This is a genomic window from Paenibacillus sp. GCM10023250 (assembly GCF_042653205.1).
Classification (GTDB): Bacteria; Bacillota; Bacilli; order Paenibacillales; family Paenibacillaceae; genus Paenibacillus_Z.
Map to the genome: position 1 here is coordinate 1 of NZ_JBHSHY010000068.1, position 18,552 is coordinate 18,552.

The following is an 18,552-nucleotide window of genomic DNA, read 5'->3' on the forward strand; positions in this document are numbered from 1 at the left end:
GGCACGGCGGCGCTCGTGCGGGCGCACCGCCGGCCGGCGCCGTCCGTGCGCGCGGCGGCGCTGCTGGCCGCGCGCGGCACGGTCACGTCGCTGAACGACGTCAGCGACGGCCTCGCGAGCGAAGCCTGGGAGATCGCCGAGGCTTCGGGCGTCACGCTCGCGCTTCGCGAGTCGCGGCTGCCGAAGAGCGGCAGCCTGGCCGCGTACGCGAGCCGCGCCGGGGCGGATCCGCTCGCGTGGATCCTCTACGGCGGCGAAGACTACGTGCTGCTCGGCACGATCGCGGCCGGCGACGCGGAGGCGGCCAAGGCGGGGCTGGAAGCCGCCGGCCTGCCGATGTACATCGTCGGCGAGGCGGAGGAAGGCCCCGCCGGCGTCGTCCTGGTCCGCGACCTGGACGTTCGCGGACAGGGTAGGGGCGCCGGCTCCGCGCCGCGGCGGGAGCCGCTCGCGAAGCGGGGCTATAATCATTTTGGCGGGTAGGAGCGTGAACGGATGAGCGAGGTTCAGGCAATCGAGTGGACGGCGGACGACGAGTCCGGCACGGTCCGGCTCGCGGAGATGCTGGCGGGCTGGGCCGTGCCGGGCACGGTGCTGGCCCTGGACGGCGATCTCGGCGCGGGCAAGACGCGGTTCTCGCAAGCCTACGCGAGAGGGATCGGCGTGACGGACGTCGTGAACAGTCCGACGTTTACGATTATTAAGGAATATCAGGGCGCGCTGCCGCTCTATCATATGGATGTCTATCGGCTGTCGGAGCCGGAAGCGGACGAGCTCGGGCTCGACGAGTATTTCTTCGGCGACGGCGTGACGATCGTGGAATGGGCCAGCCTGATCGAGGCGCTGCTGCCGCCGGAGCGGCTGGAGATGTACATCGCGCATCTGGGCGGAGACGCGCGCCGGATCGCGATCAAGGGCATCGGTCCGCTGTACGCGGCCTGGGTGCGAGACTTACAGCGAATGGGAGCTAGGTAACAGATGGGTGAACTGACAACGCAGGGGAGCGGGGACGGACGGCTCGTGCTGGCCGTGGATACGTCGACGGCCGCTTTGGCCGCCGCGCTCGTACAGGGCGGAGAGGTGCTCCGGGAGGTGCAGTCGCTCGCGGAACGCAATCATTCCGTGCATACGGTGTCCGCGGTGCAGACGATGCTGGAGGAATGCGGCGTGAAGCCCGAGGAGCTGGGCGGCCTCGCGATCGGACGCGGGCCGGGCTCGTATACGGGCATGCGGATCGCCGTATCGCTCGGCAAGACGCTGGCCTGGGCATGGGACAAGCCGCTCGTCGGCGTGTCCAGCCTCGAGGCGCTGGCCTACAGCGCGTGGCCGGCGGCGTCGGCCGGACCGGACGGCAGCGAGGCCGACGTACCGTCGGGGCGCGCTTGGATCGTGCCGATCATGGACGCCCGGCGAGGCCAGGCGTATACCGCGCGCTTCGCGGCCGCAGGCGCCGCGCCGGAGGGCGCGAATCCGGCGGCCGACGGCGCGTGGACGCGGCAGGCGCCGGACGGGATCCGGCTCATGCGAGAGTGGGTGGACGAGCTGGCGGCGGCGCTCGGCGCGGCGGAAGGCCCGTCGCGGCCGGACGCGGTCTGGCTCGTCGGCGAGCTGGCGCAGCACGAGGCCGAAGCCGGCCGGCTGCAGGCGCTGTGCCCCGGCGTGCCGGTGCATGCGCTCCCGCTCTGGCTGGAGGGCCGGGCGGTCGCCGCGCTCGGCGCGAAGCGGTTAGCCGCGGGGGAACGGGACGACGCGCATGCGTTCGCCCCGAATTATACGCAGCTGACCGAAGCGGAAGTGAAGCTGCAGGAGAAGCAAGCGGCGGAAGGAGCTGTCCGAGATGACGCCAATTGACCGGAACCGGCTCATCTTCCGTTTGATGACGCTGGACGACGTGCCGGCGATCGCCGCCATCGAGGAAGAGAGCTTCACGACGCCCTGGACGAAGGAGGCGTTCGTGAACGAGCTGACGAACAATCACTTCGCGCGCTACATGGTCATGGATTATGAGGGTGCGGCCATCGGCTACGCGGGCATGTGGACGATCATGGATGAGGCGCACGTGACGAACGTCGCGGTGCGCGAGGCCTACCGCGGGCAAGGGCTCGGCGAACAGCTGATGACGGGGCTGATGCGGACCGCCGTCCTGTTCGGCGCGCGCCGCATGACGCTGGAAGTCCGCGTGAGCAACGCGGTCGCCCAGCGGCTGTATTCCAAACTGGGCTTCGAGCCCTCGGGCATCCGGCCCGGCTATTATTCGGACAACATGGAGGATGCCCTGATCATGTGGGCGGAGCTGCCGGAGTCCGCCGAAGTGGAGCCATCGTATGACGACTAACGAGAGCAAGGCACTCATCCTGGCCGTGGAGACGAGCTGCGACGAAACGTCGGCGGCCGTCGTCCGCGGCGGCAAACGGATTTTATCCAATATCGTCTCGAGCCAGATCGACACGCACCGCCGGTTCGGCGGCGTCGTGCCGGAAATCGCCTCGCGCAAGCACGCGGAGTCGATTACGGTCATCATGGAACAGGCGCTCGCCGAAGCCGGCGTCTCGTTCCGCGACCTGTCCGCGATCGCAGTGACGCAGGGGCCTGGGCTCGTTGGCGCACTGCTCGTCGGCATCGTGGCGGCCAAGAGTCTGGCGATGGCGCTCGGCCTGCCGCTGATCGGCACGCATCATATCGCCGGCCATATCTATGCGAACGAGCTCGTGCACGAGCTGGTCTATCCATGTGTCGCGCTGGTCGCCTCGGGCGGCCATACGGAGCTTGTCCTGCTCGAGAGCGAGGGACGCTTCCGCATCATCGGGCGCACGCGCGATGACGCCGTGGGCGAAGCGTACGACAAGGTGGCGCGGACGCTGAAGTTCCCGTATCCCGGCGGGCCGCATGTCGACCGGCTCGCGCAGGGCGCGGACGACGAAGTGCCGCTGCCGCGGGCGTGGCTCGAGCCGGAGTCGTACGACTTCAGCTTCAGCGGCCTGAAGTCCGCCGTGCTCGCCGCCATCAACACCGCTGCGATGAAGGGCGAGCCGATCCGCGAGGCCGCGTTGGCCCGCGGATTCCAGGCGTCCGTCATCGACGTGCTGACGACGAAGGCGGTTCGCGCCGTGCGCCAGTTCGGCGCCAAGCAGCTGCTGTTGTGCGGCGGTGTGGCCGCGAACGGCGGCCTGCGCGCGGCGCTGGCGGCCCGCTGCGAGGAAGCGGGCATCCCGCTGCTCGTGCCGCCGCTTCAGCTGTGCACCGACAACGCGGCGATGATCGGCGCGGCGGCGCACTTGAAGTACGCGCGCGGCGAGTTCACGCCGCTCGACATGAAGGCGGAGCCCGGCCTGTCGCTGGAAGCCTGGTCGGTCGTGTCATAGACGCCGTGCCGCAACGGGGCTGCGAGCCCGTATTTTCAACTTTCCTTACTTTCGGAATTGACAGACGATTTCGATATGCCTATAATAGGCAACAACACTTCAATCGACGAAACGCAACGAACAGGAGCAGTAGAGCGAATGCCGGGAACAGAGAGCTGCGGGATGGTGCAACGCAGCCGAAGGCAGCTTGAACCTCGCCTGGGAGCGGAATGGCGGAGAGGGTTTCAGTGTCGGCCGAAGGCCAAGGCTGAAGGGAGCCCGCGTACGCCGTTACGGTTAACCGCCGTGATCGGGTGCATGGCATCGATTTCTAGAGTCGGTCGCCGTGCGTAAGGTGGACGGCCGCGCCTCGCGCGTCGTCAACAAGGGTGGTACCGCGCCGGATCTCACAGTCCGTCGTCTCTTGAATTTCAAGAGACGGCGGGCTTTTTTGATTCTCCGGATGCGGTTGAGCCACGCGCGTTTCGCGACGCGAAGTGTCGGACAGCCGAGAATGGCCCGCAACGATCGTCGAAAAGCCTTTTATTGGCAAATATTTACAATTACGCATGAAGGATCAAGCTTGAACGTACACCTATAACGAACACAACGCGTTGAACAGGAGTAGTAGGATCACGACCGGGAATCAGAGAGCTGCGGGACGGTGCGACGCAGCCGAAGGGAGATCTGAACTCGCCTGGGAGCGGAACGGGGGAACGCGGGGCGGCGTCCGAAAGGGACGGCCGGCTGCCGGGCTACTCCGTTACGGCTGACCCCCGTCATCGGGTGCAGCGGACTCGCGGCCGAACCGGCCGAGGGTTCCTGCTTGAGCGGGTCCGGACGGGAGCGTCCGGGCACCGAGAGTGGTACCGCGGCATGCCCTACAAGCCTGTCGTCTCTTGATTATTGGGAGACGGCGGGCTTTTTTGTCGTCGTTGCGGCCGCGGCCCGGCGTCTCCCTCCCATCCCAAACCCACGATACAGGAGGAATCAACCATGACCCAATCCCATGACACCCGCGCAAACGCTGATACGCCAGCCGCTTCGTCCGCCGATAAGCGGATCCGCATCTTCGACACGACGCTCCGCGACGGCGAGCAGTCGCCGGGCGCGACGCTGCGGCCCGAACAGAAGATCGTCATCGCCCGCCAGCTGGCGAAGCTCGGCATCGACGTCATCGAGCCGGGCTTCCCGATCTCGAGCCCGGGCGAATTCGCCGCGGTGCAGCAGATTTCGCGCGAGCTGCACAATGTCGAGATCGCCGGCTTCGCCCGCGCCATCAAGGGCGACATCGACGCGGCGGTCAAGGCGACGATGGACGCGGCGCGCCGCCGCCTGCACCTGTTCATCTCCTCGTCGGACATTCACCTGGACTTCCAGCTGAAGAAGTCCCGGGACGAGGTCGTGAACATCGCCCGCGCCATGGTCGCTTACGGCAAGCAGTTCGTTGACGAAATCGAATTTTCGGCGATGGACGCCAGCCGCACCGGACGCGAGTTCGTCATCGAGATGATCGAGGCGGTCATCGCGGAGGGCGCGACGATCATCAATCTGCCGGATACGCTCGGCTTTGCGCTTCCGGAGGAGTACGGCGCCATGTTCCGCGCCGTGCGGGCGGGCGCGCGCGGCGCGGGTCAGGTGCAGTTCAGCGCGCACTGCCATAATGACCTCGGCCTCGCGGTGGCGAACAGCCTCGCGGCGATCGCCGGCGGCGCGACGCAGATCGAGGTCACGGTGAACGGCATCGGCGAACGCGCCGGCAACTGCTCACTCGAGGAGCTGGTCATGGCGATCGAGACGCGCAAGGCCGCGATCGGCGCGGCGACGGGCATTAACGTCGGCGAGATTTACGAGACATCGCGCATGGTAAGCCGGGCGATGAACTTCCCGATCGCCTACAACAAGCCGATCGTCGGGCGGAACGCGTTCCAGCACGAGTCCGGCATCCATCAGGACGGCCTGCTCAAGAACCGCAACACGTACGAGATTATGGACCCCGAGGCAATGGGCATCCCCCGCAGCATGATCGTGCTCGGCAAGCATTCCGGCCGCCACGCCATCAAGCACCGCCTCGCGGAATTCGGCATCGTCCTGAACGAGGAGCAGCTGCAGGACGTGTACGACCGCTTCAAGGAGAAAGCCGACGAGCTCAAAATCGTCCCGGACGACGTGCTGGTGCGCCTCGCGAGCGAATCGACCGAGACGCAGCACGATCCGTACGTGCTGGTGGACCTGCAGGTGCTGGCGGGCACGCAGCGCTCCCGCATCGCGTCGGTCACCGTCCGCGAACGGGAATCGCAGGAGGAGCGCACGTATACGGGCACGGGGACCGGGCCGCTCGAAGCGGTCATCCACTGCCTGCAGCAGGCCATCCCGGTCGGCGCGGCGTTCGACGATCTGGAGCTGCATTCGCTGTCCACGGGCGAGGACGCCCGCGGCGAAGCGGCCGTCAGCGTTGTGCGCAGCGGCAAGCGCTATAGCGGCACGGCGGTGCATAACGACATCATCCTGGCGTCGGCCCAAGCGTACGTGGCGGCGTGCAACCAGCTGCTCATGAGCGCGAATGGGGACGAGGAAGGCGCAGGAGCGGCCAAGGAAGCGAAGTCGGGTTGACGGCAAGCCAAATGCCGGTCGGACGGCGAATGCTGCGAAAAAGCAGGGGGCAGCCCCTGTTTTTTGTTATCCACAGCCTTGCCCACAACAAGCGGTCCGGTTGTGCACAAATGCCGGAAAGCCGCGGAATCCGGGCGTTTACATTGTGCATAAAAGTCGAATAAGTTTTTCACAGGCTGGTTGTGGATAATGTGGATAGTGGGAATAAAATTAAAGCAATCGTAAACGCTTGATGAGAAATATTAAAATTACGGTAAATGTAGCGAGGTTTTTCGACAAATTCAATGCCAGAATTGCCGCGCAATTTGTCCACGGCTGTGGATAGAGTTGTGGAAAGAGGGGATAGATGCGCGAAGGGACGTCCGGGCGCATGGTTCCTTTTCTCAGGCGCGGGAAATCCTACGGGAGCGGCTTGTTCGGCGGCGGTCGCTGCGGCTGTGCATAACCCTTGGCGCGGGCAAAGGAGGACCCGTATGCGGGCAATCCCAAGCGGCTTAGGGCTGTATCGCGCCGAGTCGGGCTTGCGCGATCCGAACGGCATCCTCTCCGGCGCGAACGGCCTGCAGGCCGCGCCTACGTCGAACGGCGGTGCCTCGGCGCGGCCGCCGCTGTTTGCCGCCGTTAATCGTTAGTGCGGCGAATGATCCATGCTGTCGAACGGGCTTAAGGCCATTAACGATGCCGTGGGCAGGCTTGTCGAAACCGAGCGTCGGCCCCAGCCTCGCCGCGTGCGGTCCCGGACACACTGCGCGCGGCGCGGCCACCGTCTCCGGCGCGCCGACAAGCAGCGTCTAGCGCCGTAAGCAATGCACGCGTCAGATGCAGCTGATGCATCGAAATGACGCGGCGCCGGGGCGGGCAGCGTATGCGCGAAAAGGCCGCCGATGCCTGCGTTCGAGCAGGAATCGGCGGCCAATATCGCTTTAGCGTATGGTAATTCTTGGCCTTCGGAACGCGATTAGCGCGCCAATCCGGTCGCGCCAAGCGTCTACGCGAGCAATTCCTCCCAGGCCTCGTATACGGCCTGCAGCTCCTCTTTGCGCTTGTCGATGTCGCCTTGCAGCTCGCCGACCCGCACGTAGTCGTTGTACACATCGGGGTTCGTGAGCAGCGCTTCGAGCTCCTCGATTTCGCCTTCCAGCCGCGCGATGTCGGACTCGAGCTGTTCTTGCTTGCGCAGCCGGTTCCGTTCGTCACGCTTCGCCTGTTTGTCGGCTTCATAGGAGGAGACGAGCTGGGGTTCCGGCGCCTGCGCGGATTTGCTCTGTTTTCCTTGCGCGGCAGCTTGCAATTCCAAACGCAACTCTTCGATTTCACGCTTTTTCTGGATCATTTCGTCATAATTTCCCAGGAAATGCTCCGTGCCCCGCGGATTCAGTTCGACAATGCGCTCCGCCATCTTATTCAGGAAATACCGATCATGGGAGATGAACAGCAGCGTTCCGTCGTAATCCATCAGCGCGCTTTCGAGCACTTCCTTGCTGTACAGGTCCAAATGGTTCGTCGGTTCGTCGAGAATGAGCATGTTCGCCTGCGCCAGCATCAGCTTCGACAGCGACACGCGCGCGCGTTCGCCGCCGCTTAAGGTGCTGATCTTCTTCTTCACGTCGTCGCCGCTGAAGAGGAAGTTGCCGAGGATCGTGCGGATGCGGGCTTCCTCGATGTTCGGATACGCGCTCCACAGCTCTTCGAGCACCGTATTGTTGCGGTTCAAGCCGGTATGCTCCTGGTCGTAGTAGCCGATCTTCACGTTCGTGCCCCAGCGGATCGAGCCGGCCTCGTACGGCTGCTGGCCGACAAGCGCCTTCAGCAGCGTCGACTTGCCGATGCCGTTCGGACCGATGAGCGCGACGTTCTCCCCGCGTTCGAGCCGGAACGTCACGTCGCGGAACAGCGGCGCGTCCTTCTCCGGGAAGCGGATCGACAGGTCGCGGACGTCGAGCACGTCGTTGCCGCTTTGGCGTTCGATTTCGAAGGAGAAGTGCGCCTTCTTCAAGTCGCCGAGCGGCTTGTCGAGGCGTTCCATCTTCTCCAGCGTCTTGCGCCGGCTTTGCGCGCGCTTCGTCGTGGAGGCGCGGACGATGTTCCGCTGCACGAAGTCCTCGAGCTTGGCGATTTCCTCCTGCTGCTTCTCGTACTGCTTCATTTGCGACTCGTACTCGGCCGCCTTGATGTCGATGAAGCGGCTGTAATTGCCGGTATACCGCTTCGCCTGGTGGCGCTCGATCTCCACGATCGTACCGACGACGGCGTCGAGGAAGTAGCGGTCGTGGGAGACGACGAGGATGCCGCCTTCATAGCCACGCAAATAATCCTCGAGCCAGGTCAGCGTCTCGATGTCGAGGTAGTTGGTCGGCTCGTCGAGCATGAGCAGGTCCGGCGCCTGCAGCAGGATGCGGGCGAGCGCGAGCCGCGTCTTCTGGCCGCCGCTCAGCGTGGAGATGACCGTGTCCGGCGGGAAGCCGCCGAAGCCCATGCCGTGCACTACGCTGCGGATGCGCGTCTCCATCTCGAAGCCGCCCTTGGCCCGGAACCAGTCCGAGAGCTTGGCATACCGGTCGAGCACCGCCTGGTACTGCTTCTCGTCGGCGTGCAGCGCCGGGTCCGCGATTTGCTGTTCCAGCGCGCGGAGCTCGCGCTCGGCGTCGATCAGGTGCGCGAATACGGCCCGCATCTCGGCCTCGATGGTCTTGTCCGACTGCAAGCCGCTGGACTGCGCCAGATAGCCGATCGTTGTTTCTTTCGATTTATAGACGGTACCGGAATCGGCGCTCAGTTCGCCGGCGATAATCCGGAGCAGCGTCGACTTGCCCGCGCCGTTCACGCCCACGAGGCCGACCCGTTCGCGCGGCTGCACCTGGAACGTGATGTTGGCGAGCACGCTGCTGACGCCGTAGCTTTTGGATACATCGGATACTTGAAGAAGCATGGTTCCCGTTTACCTCCAACCTGAAGAAAAATGCCTTTGTACCAGTTTACATGAAATCGGGCCGGCGCGCGACCGTTTCGCGGCCGGAAGTCCGCGCATTCTCCCGCCTTCGGGCGTGTTGGCGAAATATGGGCAACAGTGGTAAACTAAAATACAACTAAGGATGGACCGCAGACGGGGACGGAAAACAACGAGGCAAAGGGGAATGGGATGAACCGGACGGAACTGAAGCAGGCGGCGCGCCTCGCGGCAAAGGAGCTGCGAGACGGGCTGTCCGAGAACAGCCGAATGGCTTGGGCGGATACGGTGTGCCAGCTCGCGGTGGATTGGATCCGCCGGCGGAATGACAGGGGTTTGCCGATCACGAACGTCATGGCGTACGTGCCGTTCCGCTCGGAGCTCGACACGACGCTTCTGATCGAATGGTGCTGGCGCACGGGCTTGTCGGTCGTCGTGCCGCGCGTCGTGCGCGGGGACCGCTCGATGGAGCTGTACACCATTGAGGCGTGGGACGAGCTGGCGCCGGGGGCGTACGGCATCCGGGAGCCGGATCCGGTCACCGCGCGGCGCTGCAAGGCGTCGTACGTCCCGGACGTCGTGTTCGTGCCGGGGCTCGCATTCGACCGGAGCGGCGGACGGCTGGGCTACGGCGGCGGTTACTACGACCGCTTCCGGGACCGGCTCGAAGCGCTGACGCGGCAGGCGGGCGCCGCCATGCCGCCGTGGATTGCCCTCGGTTACGGGGCGCAGCTCGTGGACGAAGTGCCGATGGACGCGCACGACGTCCGCGTCGACGCCGTCTTGACGGAACGCGGATTTACGGGAGGAACGCAGCATGGATTTGACGCATTTTAACGACCAAGGACGCGCGCGCATGGTAGACGTGTCGGATAAGGACGTCACGGCCAGGACCGCCGTCGCGCGGACGACGGTGACGATGGACGAGGAGACGCTGCGGCGGATCAAGGCCGGCACGATCGGCAAGGGCGACGTGCTCGCCGTGGCGCAGGTGGCGGGCATCATGGCGGCGAAGAAGACGTCGGACTGGATTCCGATGTGCCATCCGCTGCCGCTGACCGGCGTCAACCTGGCGTTCGGCGATAACGGGGCAAACGAACTTTATATAGAAGGAACGGTCAAGACGACCGGCAAGACCGGCGTGGAGATGGAAGCCTTGACGGCGGTGTCCGCGGCGGCGCTGACGGTGTACGACATGTGCAAGGCGCTGCAGAAGGACATGGTCATCGGGCCGACCCTGCTCGTGTCGAAGAGCGGCGGCAAAAACGGCGATTATCGCGTTAACGGCGTTTAACTTTCATGTGCCGTACGGCATGGGAAGGCGAACATATTGCGATTGGGGGAGATGCGAATGCGGTGGAAAGTGGCCTTGCTCACGGCAAGCGACAAAGGCTCGCGCGGCGAGCGCGAGGATACGAGCGCGCAGGTGATCCGCGAGCTCGTCGAGGAAGAGCTTAGCGGCGAAATCGTCGATTATCGGATCGTGCCCGACGAGCAGGACGAAATCATGGCGGCTTTGATTGAAATGACGGACTATTTTCAAGCGGACCTGGTCATTACGACGGGCGGCACCGGGCTCGCCCCCAGGGATTGGACCCCCGAGGCGACGCTGAAGGTCGTCGACCGGATCGTGCCGGGACTCGCCGAAGCGATGCGCCTCGGCGCCATGCAGCGGACCCGCAGGGCGATGCTCTCGCGCGGCGTGTGCGGCATTCGCGGCCGCTCGCTGATCATCAACCTGCCGGGCAGTCCGAAGGGCGTGCACGAGAACCTGATGGCCATCATGGACCAGCTGCCGCACGCGCTCAACATCTTGTCCGGACGGACGGGAGAGCACGCGGAATGAGCGGGCTGCGGACGCGGCTGAAGGAAGTGCCGGTGCGGGAGGCGGTCGGCCTCGTGCTGGCCCATGATTTGACCCAGATCATCCCGGGGCAGTTCAAGGGACGCCTCTTCAAGAAAGGGCATGTCGTCGCGGAGGCGGACATTCCGAAGCTGCTCGACATCGGCAAGGAGCATATCTACATTATGGAGCTGGCCGAAGGCGAGCTGCACGAGGACGACGCCGCGGGACGGATGGCCGCCGCGCTCATGGACGACGGGCTGCTGCTGACGGAGCCGCACGAAGGCAAGGTGGCGGTCAAGTCGGCGCTTGACGTTCCCGCGCTGGCCGTCGTCGATCCGGACGTCGTGCACGCCATTAACGAGCTCGGGGACATCGCCCTGGCGACGCTGCGGGCGGACGCCGTCGTGAAGCCCGGCGGCCAATTGGCGGCGACGCGCGTCATTCCGCTCGTCGTGCCGGAGGCGAAGGTCGCGGCCGTCGAGGCGATCGTGGCCGATTACCGGGCGCGAAGCGGCGGCAAGGGGCCGCTCAGCCTGAAGCCGCTGCGCCGATTCCGGATCGGGCTGCTGACGACGGGCGGGGAAGTGTTCTCGGGACGCATCGAGGACAAGTTCGGCCCCGCGGTCCGGCGCATCGTCGAGGCGCTCGGCTCCGAGGTCGCGGAACAGCGATTCTCGCCGGACGACCGACAAACAATTGTCAAGGAAATACACTACTTCCATCGGCAGTCCTATGATATGATTGTCGTAACCGGCGGAATGTCCGTAGACCCCGACGACCGTACGCCTGCCGCCATCGCGGAAGCGGGCGCGCAGATCGTCAGTTACGGCACGCCGATGCTGCCGGGGTCCATGCTGCTCATGGGCTACCTGGACGGCACCCCTATCATGGGACTTCCGGGCTGCGTAATGCATGATCCCTACACCTCGTTCGACGTCTTGCTGCCCCGCGTGCTCGCGGGCGAGACCATTTCGCGAGCGGATATCGTATCGATGGGCTACGGCGGCCTGCACGTCCGCTGAGGTCCGAGTCGGAGCATGAATCATTCGTGTAAGTGAACATGAAGGAGGTTACTATTATGTTTAGCGGAATCGGCGTTACCGGTTTTCTGCTGATCGCGCTCGTGGCGCTGCTGCTGTTCGGACCCAACAAGCTGCCGGAGCTCGGCCGGGCGTTCGGACGGACGCTCAAGGAATTCAAGGCCGGCGCAAAAGATATCATGGATGACGACAACCAGGACCGCAAGGATGCGGGCAAGCGGGTAGAAGTGAACCGTACGGAAGATCGCATCGACGACAAGCGGCTCCCAGAGTGAGTGGGGCCCGCTTTTTTTCTTGCATCGGGACAGTCAGCATGCGCGAACCGCGCCGTCCATCGAACGGCGGCGGACAATGCGCGATAAGAGAGGTGACGGTTAACGGTGGCCAACCTGGATTCGGCCGATTCGAAGGAAGCCCTGCGCGGCGATAAAATGATGACGCTCTTCGACCACATCGGCGAGCTTCGGCGGAGAATCATCTTCGTGCTCGTCTTCCTGGTCGCCGGGATGATCCTCGGGCTGTTCCTCGCGGACCCGGTATACAACTACCTGGTGAGCCAGGATCCGGTGAAGGGCATGAAGCTGAACGCCTTCTCCCTCTGGGACGGCATCGGCCTCTACATGAAGTTCGCGCTCGTCATCGCGCTCGTCTTCGCCCTGCCGGCCTCGGCTTACCAGCTGTGGGCATTCGTAAAGCCGGCGCTCGGGCGGCGGGAACAGCGGGCGACGCTCCTGTTCGTGCCGTTCGTCCTCCTCATGTTCCTCGTCGGCCTGGCCTTCTCGTATTACGTCGTCTTCCCGATGGCGTTCAATTTCACGACGGGCGTCGCGAAGCATCTGAACCTCGAGGAGACGTACGGGGTCATTCAATACTTCTCGTTCCTGTTCAATATCCTTATTCCGATCTCGCTGCTGTTCGAGCTGCCGATCGTGATCATGTTCCTGACGAAGCTGCGGATCCTGAATCCGATGCGCTTGAAGAAAATGCGCAAGCTCGCGTATTTCGTGCTCATCATCGTCGGGGTCGTGGTCACGCCGCCGGATTTCATTTCGGACTCTCTGGTGGCGGCGCCGCTCATTCTGCTATACGAGATCAGTGTCATGCTGTCGAGCCTCGTCTACAAGAAGCAGCTGATCGCCGACCAGGCGTGGGAAGAAGAATACGGAACGTAACGGAAACCGGCGAAAGCCGGTTTTTTTCGTGCCGGCGGCAAGCGTCATCCTGACAAGGGGAGAGGCTTGTAAAATTCCTATGAAATCGGCCGAGAAAGACTTGAAATCGCCGAAGGACTTCGGTATTATTAGAAATGGTTATTAGCACTTAACGAGTGCGAGTGCTAACAATGTTCCACCACTATTTAAAGGAGGCTATTTTCATGATCAGACCTTTGGGTGAACGCGTATTGATCGAACCAATCGCGAAGGAAGAGACAACTGCAAGCGGCATTTTGCTGCCTGACACGGCTAAAGAAAAGCCGCAAGAAGGCAGAGTTATCGCCGTCGGCAGCGGCGCGGTTAAAGACGGCGTGCGCATTGCTCTTGAAGTCAAGGAAGGCGACCGCGTCCTGTTCTCCAAGTACGCCGGCACCGAAGTGAAGTACGAAGGCAAAGAGCTGTTGATTATGAAAGAAAGCGACATCCACGCGATTTTGGGCTAAGCCGCGGGCTTTGGCTCCACATACATGGCAAGCTTGGTTTTACTTAAATTAATCAATCAGGAGGTTATCAACGATGGCGAAAGACATTAAATTCGGCGAAGACGCGCGCCGCGCGATGCTGCGCGGGGTAGACGCCCTGGCGAACGCAGTTAAGGTTACCCTCGGTCCTAAAGGCCGCAACGTGGTGCTCGAGAAGAAATTCGGCAGCCCGCTGATCACGAACGACGGCGTGTCCATCGCGAAAGAAATCGAGCTGGAAGACGCGTTCGAAAACATGGGCGCGCAGCTGGTTAAAGAAGTCGCGACCAAAACGAACGACGTGGCGGGCGACGGCACGACGACCGCTACGGTCCTGGCGCAAGCGATGATCCGCGAAGGCCTGAAGAACGTAACGGCCGGCGCTAACCCGATGGTAATCCGCAAAGGCATCGAGAAAGCCGTTCGCGCGGCCGTTGAAGAGCTGAAAGTCATCGCGAAGCCGATCGAAGGCAAGCAATCGATCGCGCAAGTCGCGTCGATCTCCTCCGCTGACGAAGAAGTCGGCCAACTGATCGCGGAAGCGATGGAGAAAGTCGGCAACGATGGCGTTATCACCGTCGAAGAGTCCAAAGGCTTCATCACGGAGCTGGAAGTCGTAGAAGGCATGCAGTTCGACCGCGGCTACCTGTCCCCGTACATGATCACGGACACGGACAAAATGGAAGCCGTGCTCGAAAACCCGTACATCCTGATCACCGACAAGAAGATCTCCAACATCCAAGAGATCCTGCCGGTGCTGGAGAAAGTCGTACAATCCGGCAAGCAGCTGCTGATCATCGCGGAAGACGTGGAAGGCGAAGCGCTCGCTACGCTGCTCGTTAACCGTCTGCGCGGCACGTTCACGTGCGTAGCCGTTAAAGCTCCTGGCTTCGGCGACCGCCGCAAAGCGATGCTGGGCGATATCGCCGCTCTGACGGGCGGCCAAGTGATCACGGAAGAACTCGGCCTCGAGCTGAAAGCCACGACCGTGGATCAACTCGGTTCCGCGCGCCAAATCCGCGTGACGAAAGAAAACACGATCGTCGTCGACGGTGCCGGCGTGAAGTCCGACATCGACGTGCGCATCAACCAAATCCGCGCGCAGCTGGATGAAACGACGTCCGACTTCGACCGCGAGAAGCTGCAAGAGCGTCTGGCTAAACTGGCCGGCGGCGTAGCGGTTATCAAGGTCGGCGCGGCAACGGAAACCGAACTGAAAGAGCGCAAGCTCCGCATCGAAGACGCCCTGAACTCCACGCGCGCAGCCGTGGAGGAAGGCATCGTATCCGGCGGCGGCACCGCACTCGTGAACGTATATGCAGCCGTAACGGCCGTTAACGCGGCCGGCGACGAGCAAACGGGCGTCAACATCGTGCTTCGCGCGCTGGAAGAGCCGGTTCGCACGATCGCGGCGAACGCAGGCCAAGAAGGCTCCGTTATCGTCGAGCGTCTGAAGAAAGAAGACATCGGCATCGGCTACAACGCCGCTACTGGCGAATGGGTCAACATGTTCCAAGCCGGTATCGTCGACCCTGCGAAAGTAACGCGTTCCGCGCTGCAAAACGCGGCATCCGTCGCGGCGATGTTCCTGACGACCGAAGCGGTCGTCGCCGACAAGCCGGAAAAAGACAAACCAGGCATGCCTGACATGGGCGGCATGGGCGGAATGGGCGGCATGGGCGGCATGATGTAAGCCGCTGGCCAAAACCCAGTCATAGCAAGGAAAACGGGGCCTCTTGGGCCCCGTTTTCCTTTATATGGTCACGAAAAGGTCACATTTCATGCGCAGCACGGCTCGGATTTCTTTCAGCTATTCGAAGATTAAGCGGCTTCCGCATCGCAGATATACCGTCTTTACTTTTGCGCCCTCATCCATTATGATGGAGCTAACTGTATATCGGATTTATCGGAGGAGCCTGCCATTTGGTGGGCTCCTCTTTGCTTTTTTTGGCCTTCCATATGGAACGATTGGCATACGATGAGCGATTGCAGTTAAACCTATTTTCATGCATTCCAATTGGGGGAGGTTCTTATGGAACAACAAGCGGTTTGGGCCATCGGCATTTTTCTAGTCATCTATGCGCTGATTATCTCGGAAAAAATTCATCGGACCATCGTGGCGATGGTCGGCGGTCTGCTCATGATCGTGCTAGGCATCGTCGATCAGGAGACGGCGGTCCATCATATCGACTTTAATACGCTGGGGCTGTTGGTTGGCATGATGATCATCGTCAGTACGACGGCTGAAACGGGGGCATTCAACTATATCGCCGTCATGGCGGCAAAAAAAGCGAAGGGCGATCCCATACGAATTCTTGTGCTCTTGTCGCTCATCACCGCAATCGGGTCCGCGTTCCTGGACAATGTAACGACAGTGCTGCTCATGGTTCCCGTGACGTTCAGTATCACGCGGCAGCTCCGCGTTAACCCGGTCCCGTACCTGGTGACGCAGATCATCGCCTCCAATGTTGGGGGAACGGCGACCCTGATCGGCGATCCGCCAAATATCATGATCGGCAGCGCCGTCAAGGAACTGACGTTTATGGCATTCATTCATAATTTGGCGCCGGTCGCCGTCATTGTCATGGCTGTTTACGTACCGCTATTTGTCTGGATGTTTCGCAAAAAAATTCAAACGACGGATGCGCTGAAGCGTAGCATCATGGAGATGAACGAGAATAAGTTGATCTCCAATCCGAAGCTGCTGCGCAAGTGTCTGATCGTGCTAGGCCTGACGCTGATTGGTTTTTTCACTCACCAAATGCTCCATCTCGAGTCCGCCACCGTCGCACTGGCAGGTGCGTTTCTGCTTCTGCTTCTCACGGGCGAGCATAGGATGGAGCAGGCATTGATCAAGGTCGAGTGGATGACAATCTTCTTCTTTATTGGCTTGTTCGTGCTCGTGTCCGGACTAATCGAGACGGGCGTCATCGCGGAGCTGGCGAAGCAGGCGATCGATCTGACCGGAGGCGACCTCGTCGCAACTTCGTTGCTTATCCTGTGGCTAAGCGCGATCGCCTCCGCTTTTTTGGATAACATCCCCTTCGTGGCCACGATGATCCCTATGATCCAGGAAATGGGCAATATGGGCGTCAGTAACTTAGAGCCCCTCTGGTGGAGCTTAGCGCTTGGCGCATGTCTTGGCGGAAACGGATCGCTTATAGGTGCGAGCGCAAACCTTATCGTCGCGGGCATGTCGGGCAAAGAAGGCTATCCGATCCGATTCCTTCAATTCCTAAAAATCGGATTCCCGCTTATGCTGTTATCCATTGTCGTGTCGAGTATCTACGTCTATTATCGTTACCTATATTAGTCCGGTGCGGAGTGGCGGTGCGGCGGATAAAAGAACGAACAAGGTCCTTACAGCTGTTGGATGCTGTAAGGGCCTGTTTTTTTATTGCGATATGACTTTGCCGGTCAAGGCATGAACCATAACGCGCATTGGCGTCTGGCTCGAGGACTGGAAGGTTACGGAAAAGACGAGCGGAATACCGGCGCGCGAGGGGAGATAATAAGGTTGAACGTCAGCTTGATCTAAGCGTATATGCTGCTGATCTAAGCTTGCGGCAGCAACACGAATGGCTTTTTCTTGACTGATAGCTGCATGATGGGGGCGGTTAAAAGTTGCTTTCGCCAGGTTCGGATGTATCCGCCCCTCCACGCGTTGGATGACCCCATTCTCATCGATGTCAATCCGCAGCTCGTCTCCCCATACGGGCGTCTTATATAGCATATGCTGTACCCGCACACGGTTAACCGACGCTCGCTGCCCGCTAATCTCTACCACCTGCATGACAGAGTGAGGACTTTGAATTCCATACAATCCCCTGTGTTTATTTACGAATTCAAGCGCGATCCAGGCCGGTGTATGTCTCGATGGCTTGGATAGAGCGCCGGTTATAAGCGAAGGCGTCTGAGTCGTGACATCCCAATGAATTTCAAGTTTATGCCCGCTCTCGGCCTCTAGGCGCTTTAATTTGGAATCCGGCCAAACATCGGCGGCAACAATTGAATCGGTTGGATACCATATCACCAAGCAGGCGACCAACACCGTGAGGATATATTTCATCCTGGGCCTCCCTTCTGTATATCATCATTGTCGGTGAATATAGGGGCATTTATTCCTTCTACACGATAGCCGCCTTAAGAAGCAGCTAGTACAGCCTGATGTTCTGATATGGGGTTGATTGGTGTCATCTGGGCGGTAAGTATGGTTTTTATGGGCGTAGGGTTAATCAATTTAAGACCATGCCATCACAGGTAGGTTAACTAACGGAACACGATCGCTCGATCATGGGGTATGACGGCAGCCGGCCGTAGAACGATCGGCTGCCGTCGTTGCGAACAGGCAGTTTAGCTTAATCGCTAAATTCCCAGAATTCCGGGAAATCACTTTAGGGTGACTTATTACTGGTTAAAACCAAGAAGGTATTTGTTCTATAGAGAAGAAATAATATTATCGAATGCTCTTGTCACACGAATAATGTTGTAGGAGAGGATTAAGTGGAAAAGCTAATCAAGGAGTACAGCCAAGACTATGCGTTGCTGCGAGAAGCCGTCGAAGGATTGTCTGAGGAAGAACTGCGTTTCCAACCTGCACCGGACAAATGGAGTATCCATCAAATTGTGATCCATATGACGGATGACGAAATCCTGTCAACACATCGGATGAGAAAAGTCTTGGCGGAGGAAGAACCGCTTCTGCTTTCATTTGAGCAGGAAGCGTGGACGGATAACCTAGGATATGAACGTTTGAATCGCGAGCAGCACCTGCTTCTGTTCCAAATGCTTCGGGTTAGCATGCTGCCGCTTTTGGAAAATCTGACTCCCGGGCAGGTTGATCGGGTTGGGCAATATCCCGATGGAGTGCGGTACACATTCAAAGAGCTGCTGGAATTGCGCGTCAAGCATGTCCGTGGCCACCTCGCCCAGATTGAACGGGTACGACAGGCTTATCGGGAAATGGAGTGCTACGATAAAAATGCAGTCGAAAAACACCCTCGTATGAAATAAAATGAAAGCTGACGAGGGGACGAGAGAAATGAATCGATACGACAAAGCATTCAAAGAAGAAGCCGTAAGATTGAGCG

General features: G+C 61.0%; 19 protein-coding genes. 17 read left to right on the forward strand and 2 right to left on the reverse strand.

Annotated features, from left to right (window positions below):
• The 7 genes from ACFPB1_RS26530 to ACFPB1_RS26560 all read left to right on the forward strand — a co-directional run.
• The coding region (locus ACFPB1_RS26530) for an AIR synthase-related protein (protein ID WP_379229202.1) at positions 1 to 483 on the forward strand (483 nt) is incomplete at its 5' end.
• A gap of 12 nt (positions 484 to 495) precedes the next feature.
• Positions 496 to 975, forward strand: a complete 480-nt coding sequence (gene tsaE / locus ACFPB1_RS26535) for a tRNA (adenosine(37)-N6)-threonylcarbamoyltransferase complex ATPase subunit type 1 TsaE (protein ID WP_379229203.1) — start codon at positions 496 to 498, stop codon at positions 973 to 975.
• 3 nt (positions 976 to 978) lie between these two features.
• Positions 979 to 1,851, forward strand: coding sequence for a tRNA (adenosine(37)-N6)-threonylcarbamoyltransferase complex dimerization subunit type 1 TsaB (gene tsaB / locus ACFPB1_RS26540; RefSeq protein WP_379229204.1), 873 nt, complete (start codon positions 979 to 981; stop codon positions 1,849 to 1,851).
• The gene (rimI, locus tag ACFPB1_RS26545; RefSeq protein ID WP_379229205.1) at positions 1,838 to 2,335 is read left to right on the forward strand and encodes a ribosomal protein S18-alanine N-acetyltransferase; all 498 of its coding nucleotides are present in this window, start codon (positions 1,838 to 1,840) and stop codon (positions 2,333 to 2,335) included. The genes tsaB and rimI overlap by 14 nt, the downstream gene beginning before the upstream one ends.
• Positions 2,325 to 3,362, forward strand: coding sequence for a tRNA (adenosine(37)-N6)-threonylcarbamoyltransferase complex transferase subunit TsaD (gene tsaD, locus ACFPB1_RS26550; protein WP_379229206.1), 1,038 nt, complete (start codon positions 2,325 to 2,327; stop codon positions 3,360 to 3,362). The genes rimI and tsaD overlap by 11 nt, the downstream gene beginning before the upstream one ends.
• Positions 3,363 to 4,337: 975 nt before the next feature.
• Positions 4,338 to 5,954 carry a 2-isopropylmalate synthase gene (locus tag ACFPB1_RS26555; protein ID WP_379229207.1) on the forward strand — a complete coding sequence of 539 codons (1,617 nt, stop codon included), beginning with the start codon at positions 4,338 to 4,340 and terminating at the stop codon, positions 5,952 to 5,954.
• A 473-nt stretch (positions 5,955 to 6,427) separates the two neighbouring features.
• On the forward strand, positions 6,428 to 6,586 hold the full coding sequence (locus ACFPB1_RS26560) for a hypothetical protein (RefSeq protein WP_379229208.1): 159 nt from the start codon (positions 6,428 to 6,430) through the stop codon (positions 6,584 to 6,586).
• Positions 6,587 to 6,942: 356 nt separating this feature from the next.
• Here the strand turns inward: ACFPB1_RS26560 and ACFPB1_RS26565 are convergent, their stop codons facing one another.
• Positions 6,943 to 8,883: an ABC-F family ATP-binding cassette domain-containing protein gene (locus ACFPB1_RS26565; protein ID WP_379229209.1), complete on the reverse strand. Its 1,941-nt coding sequence runs from the start codon at positions 8,881 to 8,883 to the stop codon at positions 6,943 to 6,945.
• 210 nt (positions 8,884 to 9,093) lie between these two features.
• On the opposite strand from ACFPB1_RS26565, the gene ACFPB1_RS26570 reads away from it, so the two are divergent.
• From ACFPB1_RS26570 to ACFPB1_RS26610, 9 genes are all read left to right on the forward strand, one after another.
• Positions 9,094 to 9,738 (forward strand): 5-formyltetrahydrofolate cyclo-ligase, encoded by a 645-nt coding sequence (locus ACFPB1_RS26570; protein ID WP_379229210.1) that lies wholly within the window; start codon positions 9,094 to 9,096, stop codon positions 9,736 to 9,738.
• Positions 9,719 to 10,195: a cyclic pyranopterin monophosphate synthase MoaC gene (moaC, locus tag ACFPB1_RS26575; protein ID WP_379229211.1), complete on the forward strand. Its 477-nt coding sequence runs from the start codon at positions 9,719 to 9,721 to the stop codon at positions 10,193 to 10,195. Before ACFPB1_RS26570 ends, moaC begins: the two co-directional genes overlap by 20 nt.
• Positions 10,196 to 10,252: 57 nt before the next feature.
• On the forward strand, positions 10,253 to 10,747 hold the full coding sequence (locus ACFPB1_RS26580) for a MogA/MoaB family molybdenum cofactor biosynthesis protein (RefSeq protein ID WP_379229212.1): 495 nt from the start codon (positions 10,253 to 10,255) through the stop codon (positions 10,745 to 10,747).
• The gene (locus ACFPB1_RS26585; protein ID WP_379229213.1) at positions 10,744 to 11,769 is read left to right on the forward strand and encodes a molybdopterin-binding protein; all 1,026 of its coding nucleotides are present in this window, start codon (positions 10,744 to 10,746) and stop codon (positions 11,767 to 11,769) included. Before ACFPB1_RS26580 ends, ACFPB1_RS26585 begins: the two co-directional genes overlap by 4 nt.
• 56 nt (positions 11,770 to 11,825) lie before the next feature.
• Entirely contained in the window at positions 11,826 to 12,062 is a 237-nt protein-coding gene (locus tag ACFPB1_RS26590; protein WP_379229214.1) for a twin-arginine translocase TatA/TatE family subunit, read from the forward strand.
• Positions 12,063 to 12,218: 156 nt separating this feature from the next.
• Positions 12,219 to 12,959, forward strand: a complete 741-nt coding sequence (gene tatC / locus ACFPB1_RS26595) for a twin-arginine translocase subunit TatC (protein ID WP_379229222.1) — start codon at positions 12,219 to 12,221, stop codon at positions 12,957 to 12,959.
• Positions 12,960 to 13,162: 203 nt separating this feature from the next.
• Entirely contained in the window at positions 13,163 to 13,444 is a 282-nt protein-coding gene (groES, locus tag ACFPB1_RS26600) for a co-chaperone GroES (protein ID WP_379229216.1), read from the forward strand.
• 73 nt (positions 13,445 to 13,517) lie between these two features.
• Positions 13,518 to 15,155 carry a chaperonin GroEL gene (groL, locus tag ACFPB1_RS26605; protein ID WP_379229217.1) on the forward strand — a complete coding sequence of 546 codons (1,638 nt, stop codon included), beginning with the start codon at positions 13,518 to 13,520 and terminating at the stop codon, positions 15,153 to 15,155.
• A gap of 339 nt (positions 15,156 to 15,494) precedes the next feature.
• On the forward strand, positions 15,495 to 16,775 hold the full coding sequence (locus ACFPB1_RS26610; RefSeq protein WP_379229218.1) for an ArsB/NhaD family transporter: 1,281 nt from the start codon (positions 15,495 to 15,497) through the stop codon (positions 16,773 to 16,775).
• A gap of 81 nt (positions 16,776 to 16,856) precedes the next feature.
• Here the strand turns inward: ACFPB1_RS26610 and ACFPB1_RS26615 are convergent, their stop codons facing one another.
• A complete protein-coding gene (locus ACFPB1_RS26615) occupies positions 16,857 to 17,531 on the reverse strand; it encodes a hypothetical protein (protein WP_379229220.1) in 675 nt (224 codons plus the stop codon).
• Between the two features lie 434 nt (positions 17,532 to 17,965).
• Between ACFPB1_RS26615 and ACFPB1_RS26620 the strand changes: the two genes are divergently transcribed.
• A complete protein-coding gene (locus ACFPB1_RS26620) occupies positions 17,966 to 18,475 on the forward strand; it encodes a DinB family protein (RefSeq protein ID WP_379229221.1) in 510 nt (169 codons plus the stop codon).
• Positions 18,476 to 18,552: the final 77 nt, after the last annotated feature.

Bases quoted from the DNA above. Each gene is read 5' to 3' on its own strand.
- ACFPB1_RS26555 (WP_379229207.1), top strand. From the start codon at position 4,338: ATGACCCAATCCCATGACACCCGCGCAAACGCTGATACGCCAGCCGCT.
- rimI (WP_379229205.1), top strand. From the start codon at position 1,838: ATGACGCCAATTGACCGGAACCGGCTCATCTTCCGTTTGATGACGCTG.
- ACFPB1_RS26615 (WP_379229220.1), bottom strand. From the start codon at position 17,531: ATGAAATATATCCTCACGGTGTTGGTCGCCTGCTTGGTGATATGGTAT.
- groL (WP_379229217.1), top strand. From the start codon at position 13,518: ATGGCGAAAGACATTAAATTCGGCGAAGACGCGCGCCGCGCGATGCTG.
- ACFPB1_RS26560 (WP_379229208.1), top strand. From the start codon at position 6,428: ATGCGGGCAATCCCAAGCGGCTTAGGGCTGTATCGCGCCGAGTCGGGC.
- ACFPB1_RS26570 (WP_379229210.1), top strand. From the start codon at position 9,094: ATGAACCGGACGGAACTGAAGCAGGCGGCGCGCCTCGCGGCAAAGGAG.
- moaC (WP_379229211.1), top strand. From the start codon at position 9,719: ATGGATTTGACGCATTTTAACGACCAAGGACGCGCGCGCATGGTAGAC.
- ACFPB1_RS26585 (WP_379229213.1), top strand. From the start codon at position 10,744: ATGAGCGGGCTGCGGACGCGGCTGAAGGAAGTGCCGGTGCGGGAGGCG.
- ACFPB1_RS26610 (WP_379229218.1), top strand. From the start codon at position 15,495: ATGGAACAACAAGCGGTTTGGGCCATCGGCATTTTTCTAGTCATCTAT.
- ACFPB1_RS26565 (WP_379229209.1), bottom strand. From the start codon at position 8,883: ATGCTTCTTCAAGTATCCGATGTATCCAAAAGCTACGGCGTCAGCAGC.
- tsaD (WP_379229206.1), top strand. From the start codon at position 2,325: ATGACGACTAACGAGAGCAAGGCACTCATCCTGGCCGTGGAGACGAGC.
- ACFPB1_RS26580 (WP_379229212.1), top strand. From the start codon at position 10,253: ATGCGGTGGAAAGTGGCCTTGCTCACGGCAAGCGACAAAGGCTCGCGC.
- tatC (WP_379229222.1), top strand. From the start codon at position 12,219: ATGATGACGCTCTTCGACCACATCGGCGAGCTTCGGCGGAGAATCATC.
- tsaE (WP_379229203.1), top strand. From the start codon at position 496: ATGAGCGAGGTTCAGGCAATCGAGTGGACGGCGGACGACGAGTCCGGC.
- tsaB (WP_379229204.1), top strand. From the start codon at position 979: ATGGGTGAACTGACAACGCAGGGGAGCGGGGACGGACGGCTCGTGCTG.
- ACFPB1_RS26590 (WP_379229214.1), top strand. From the start codon at position 11,826: ATGTTTAGCGGAATCGGCGTTACCGGTTTTCTGCTGATCGCGCTCGTG.
- groES (WP_379229216.1), top strand. From the start codon at position 13,163: ATGATCAGACCTTTGGGTGAACGCGTATTGATCGAACCAATCGCGAAG.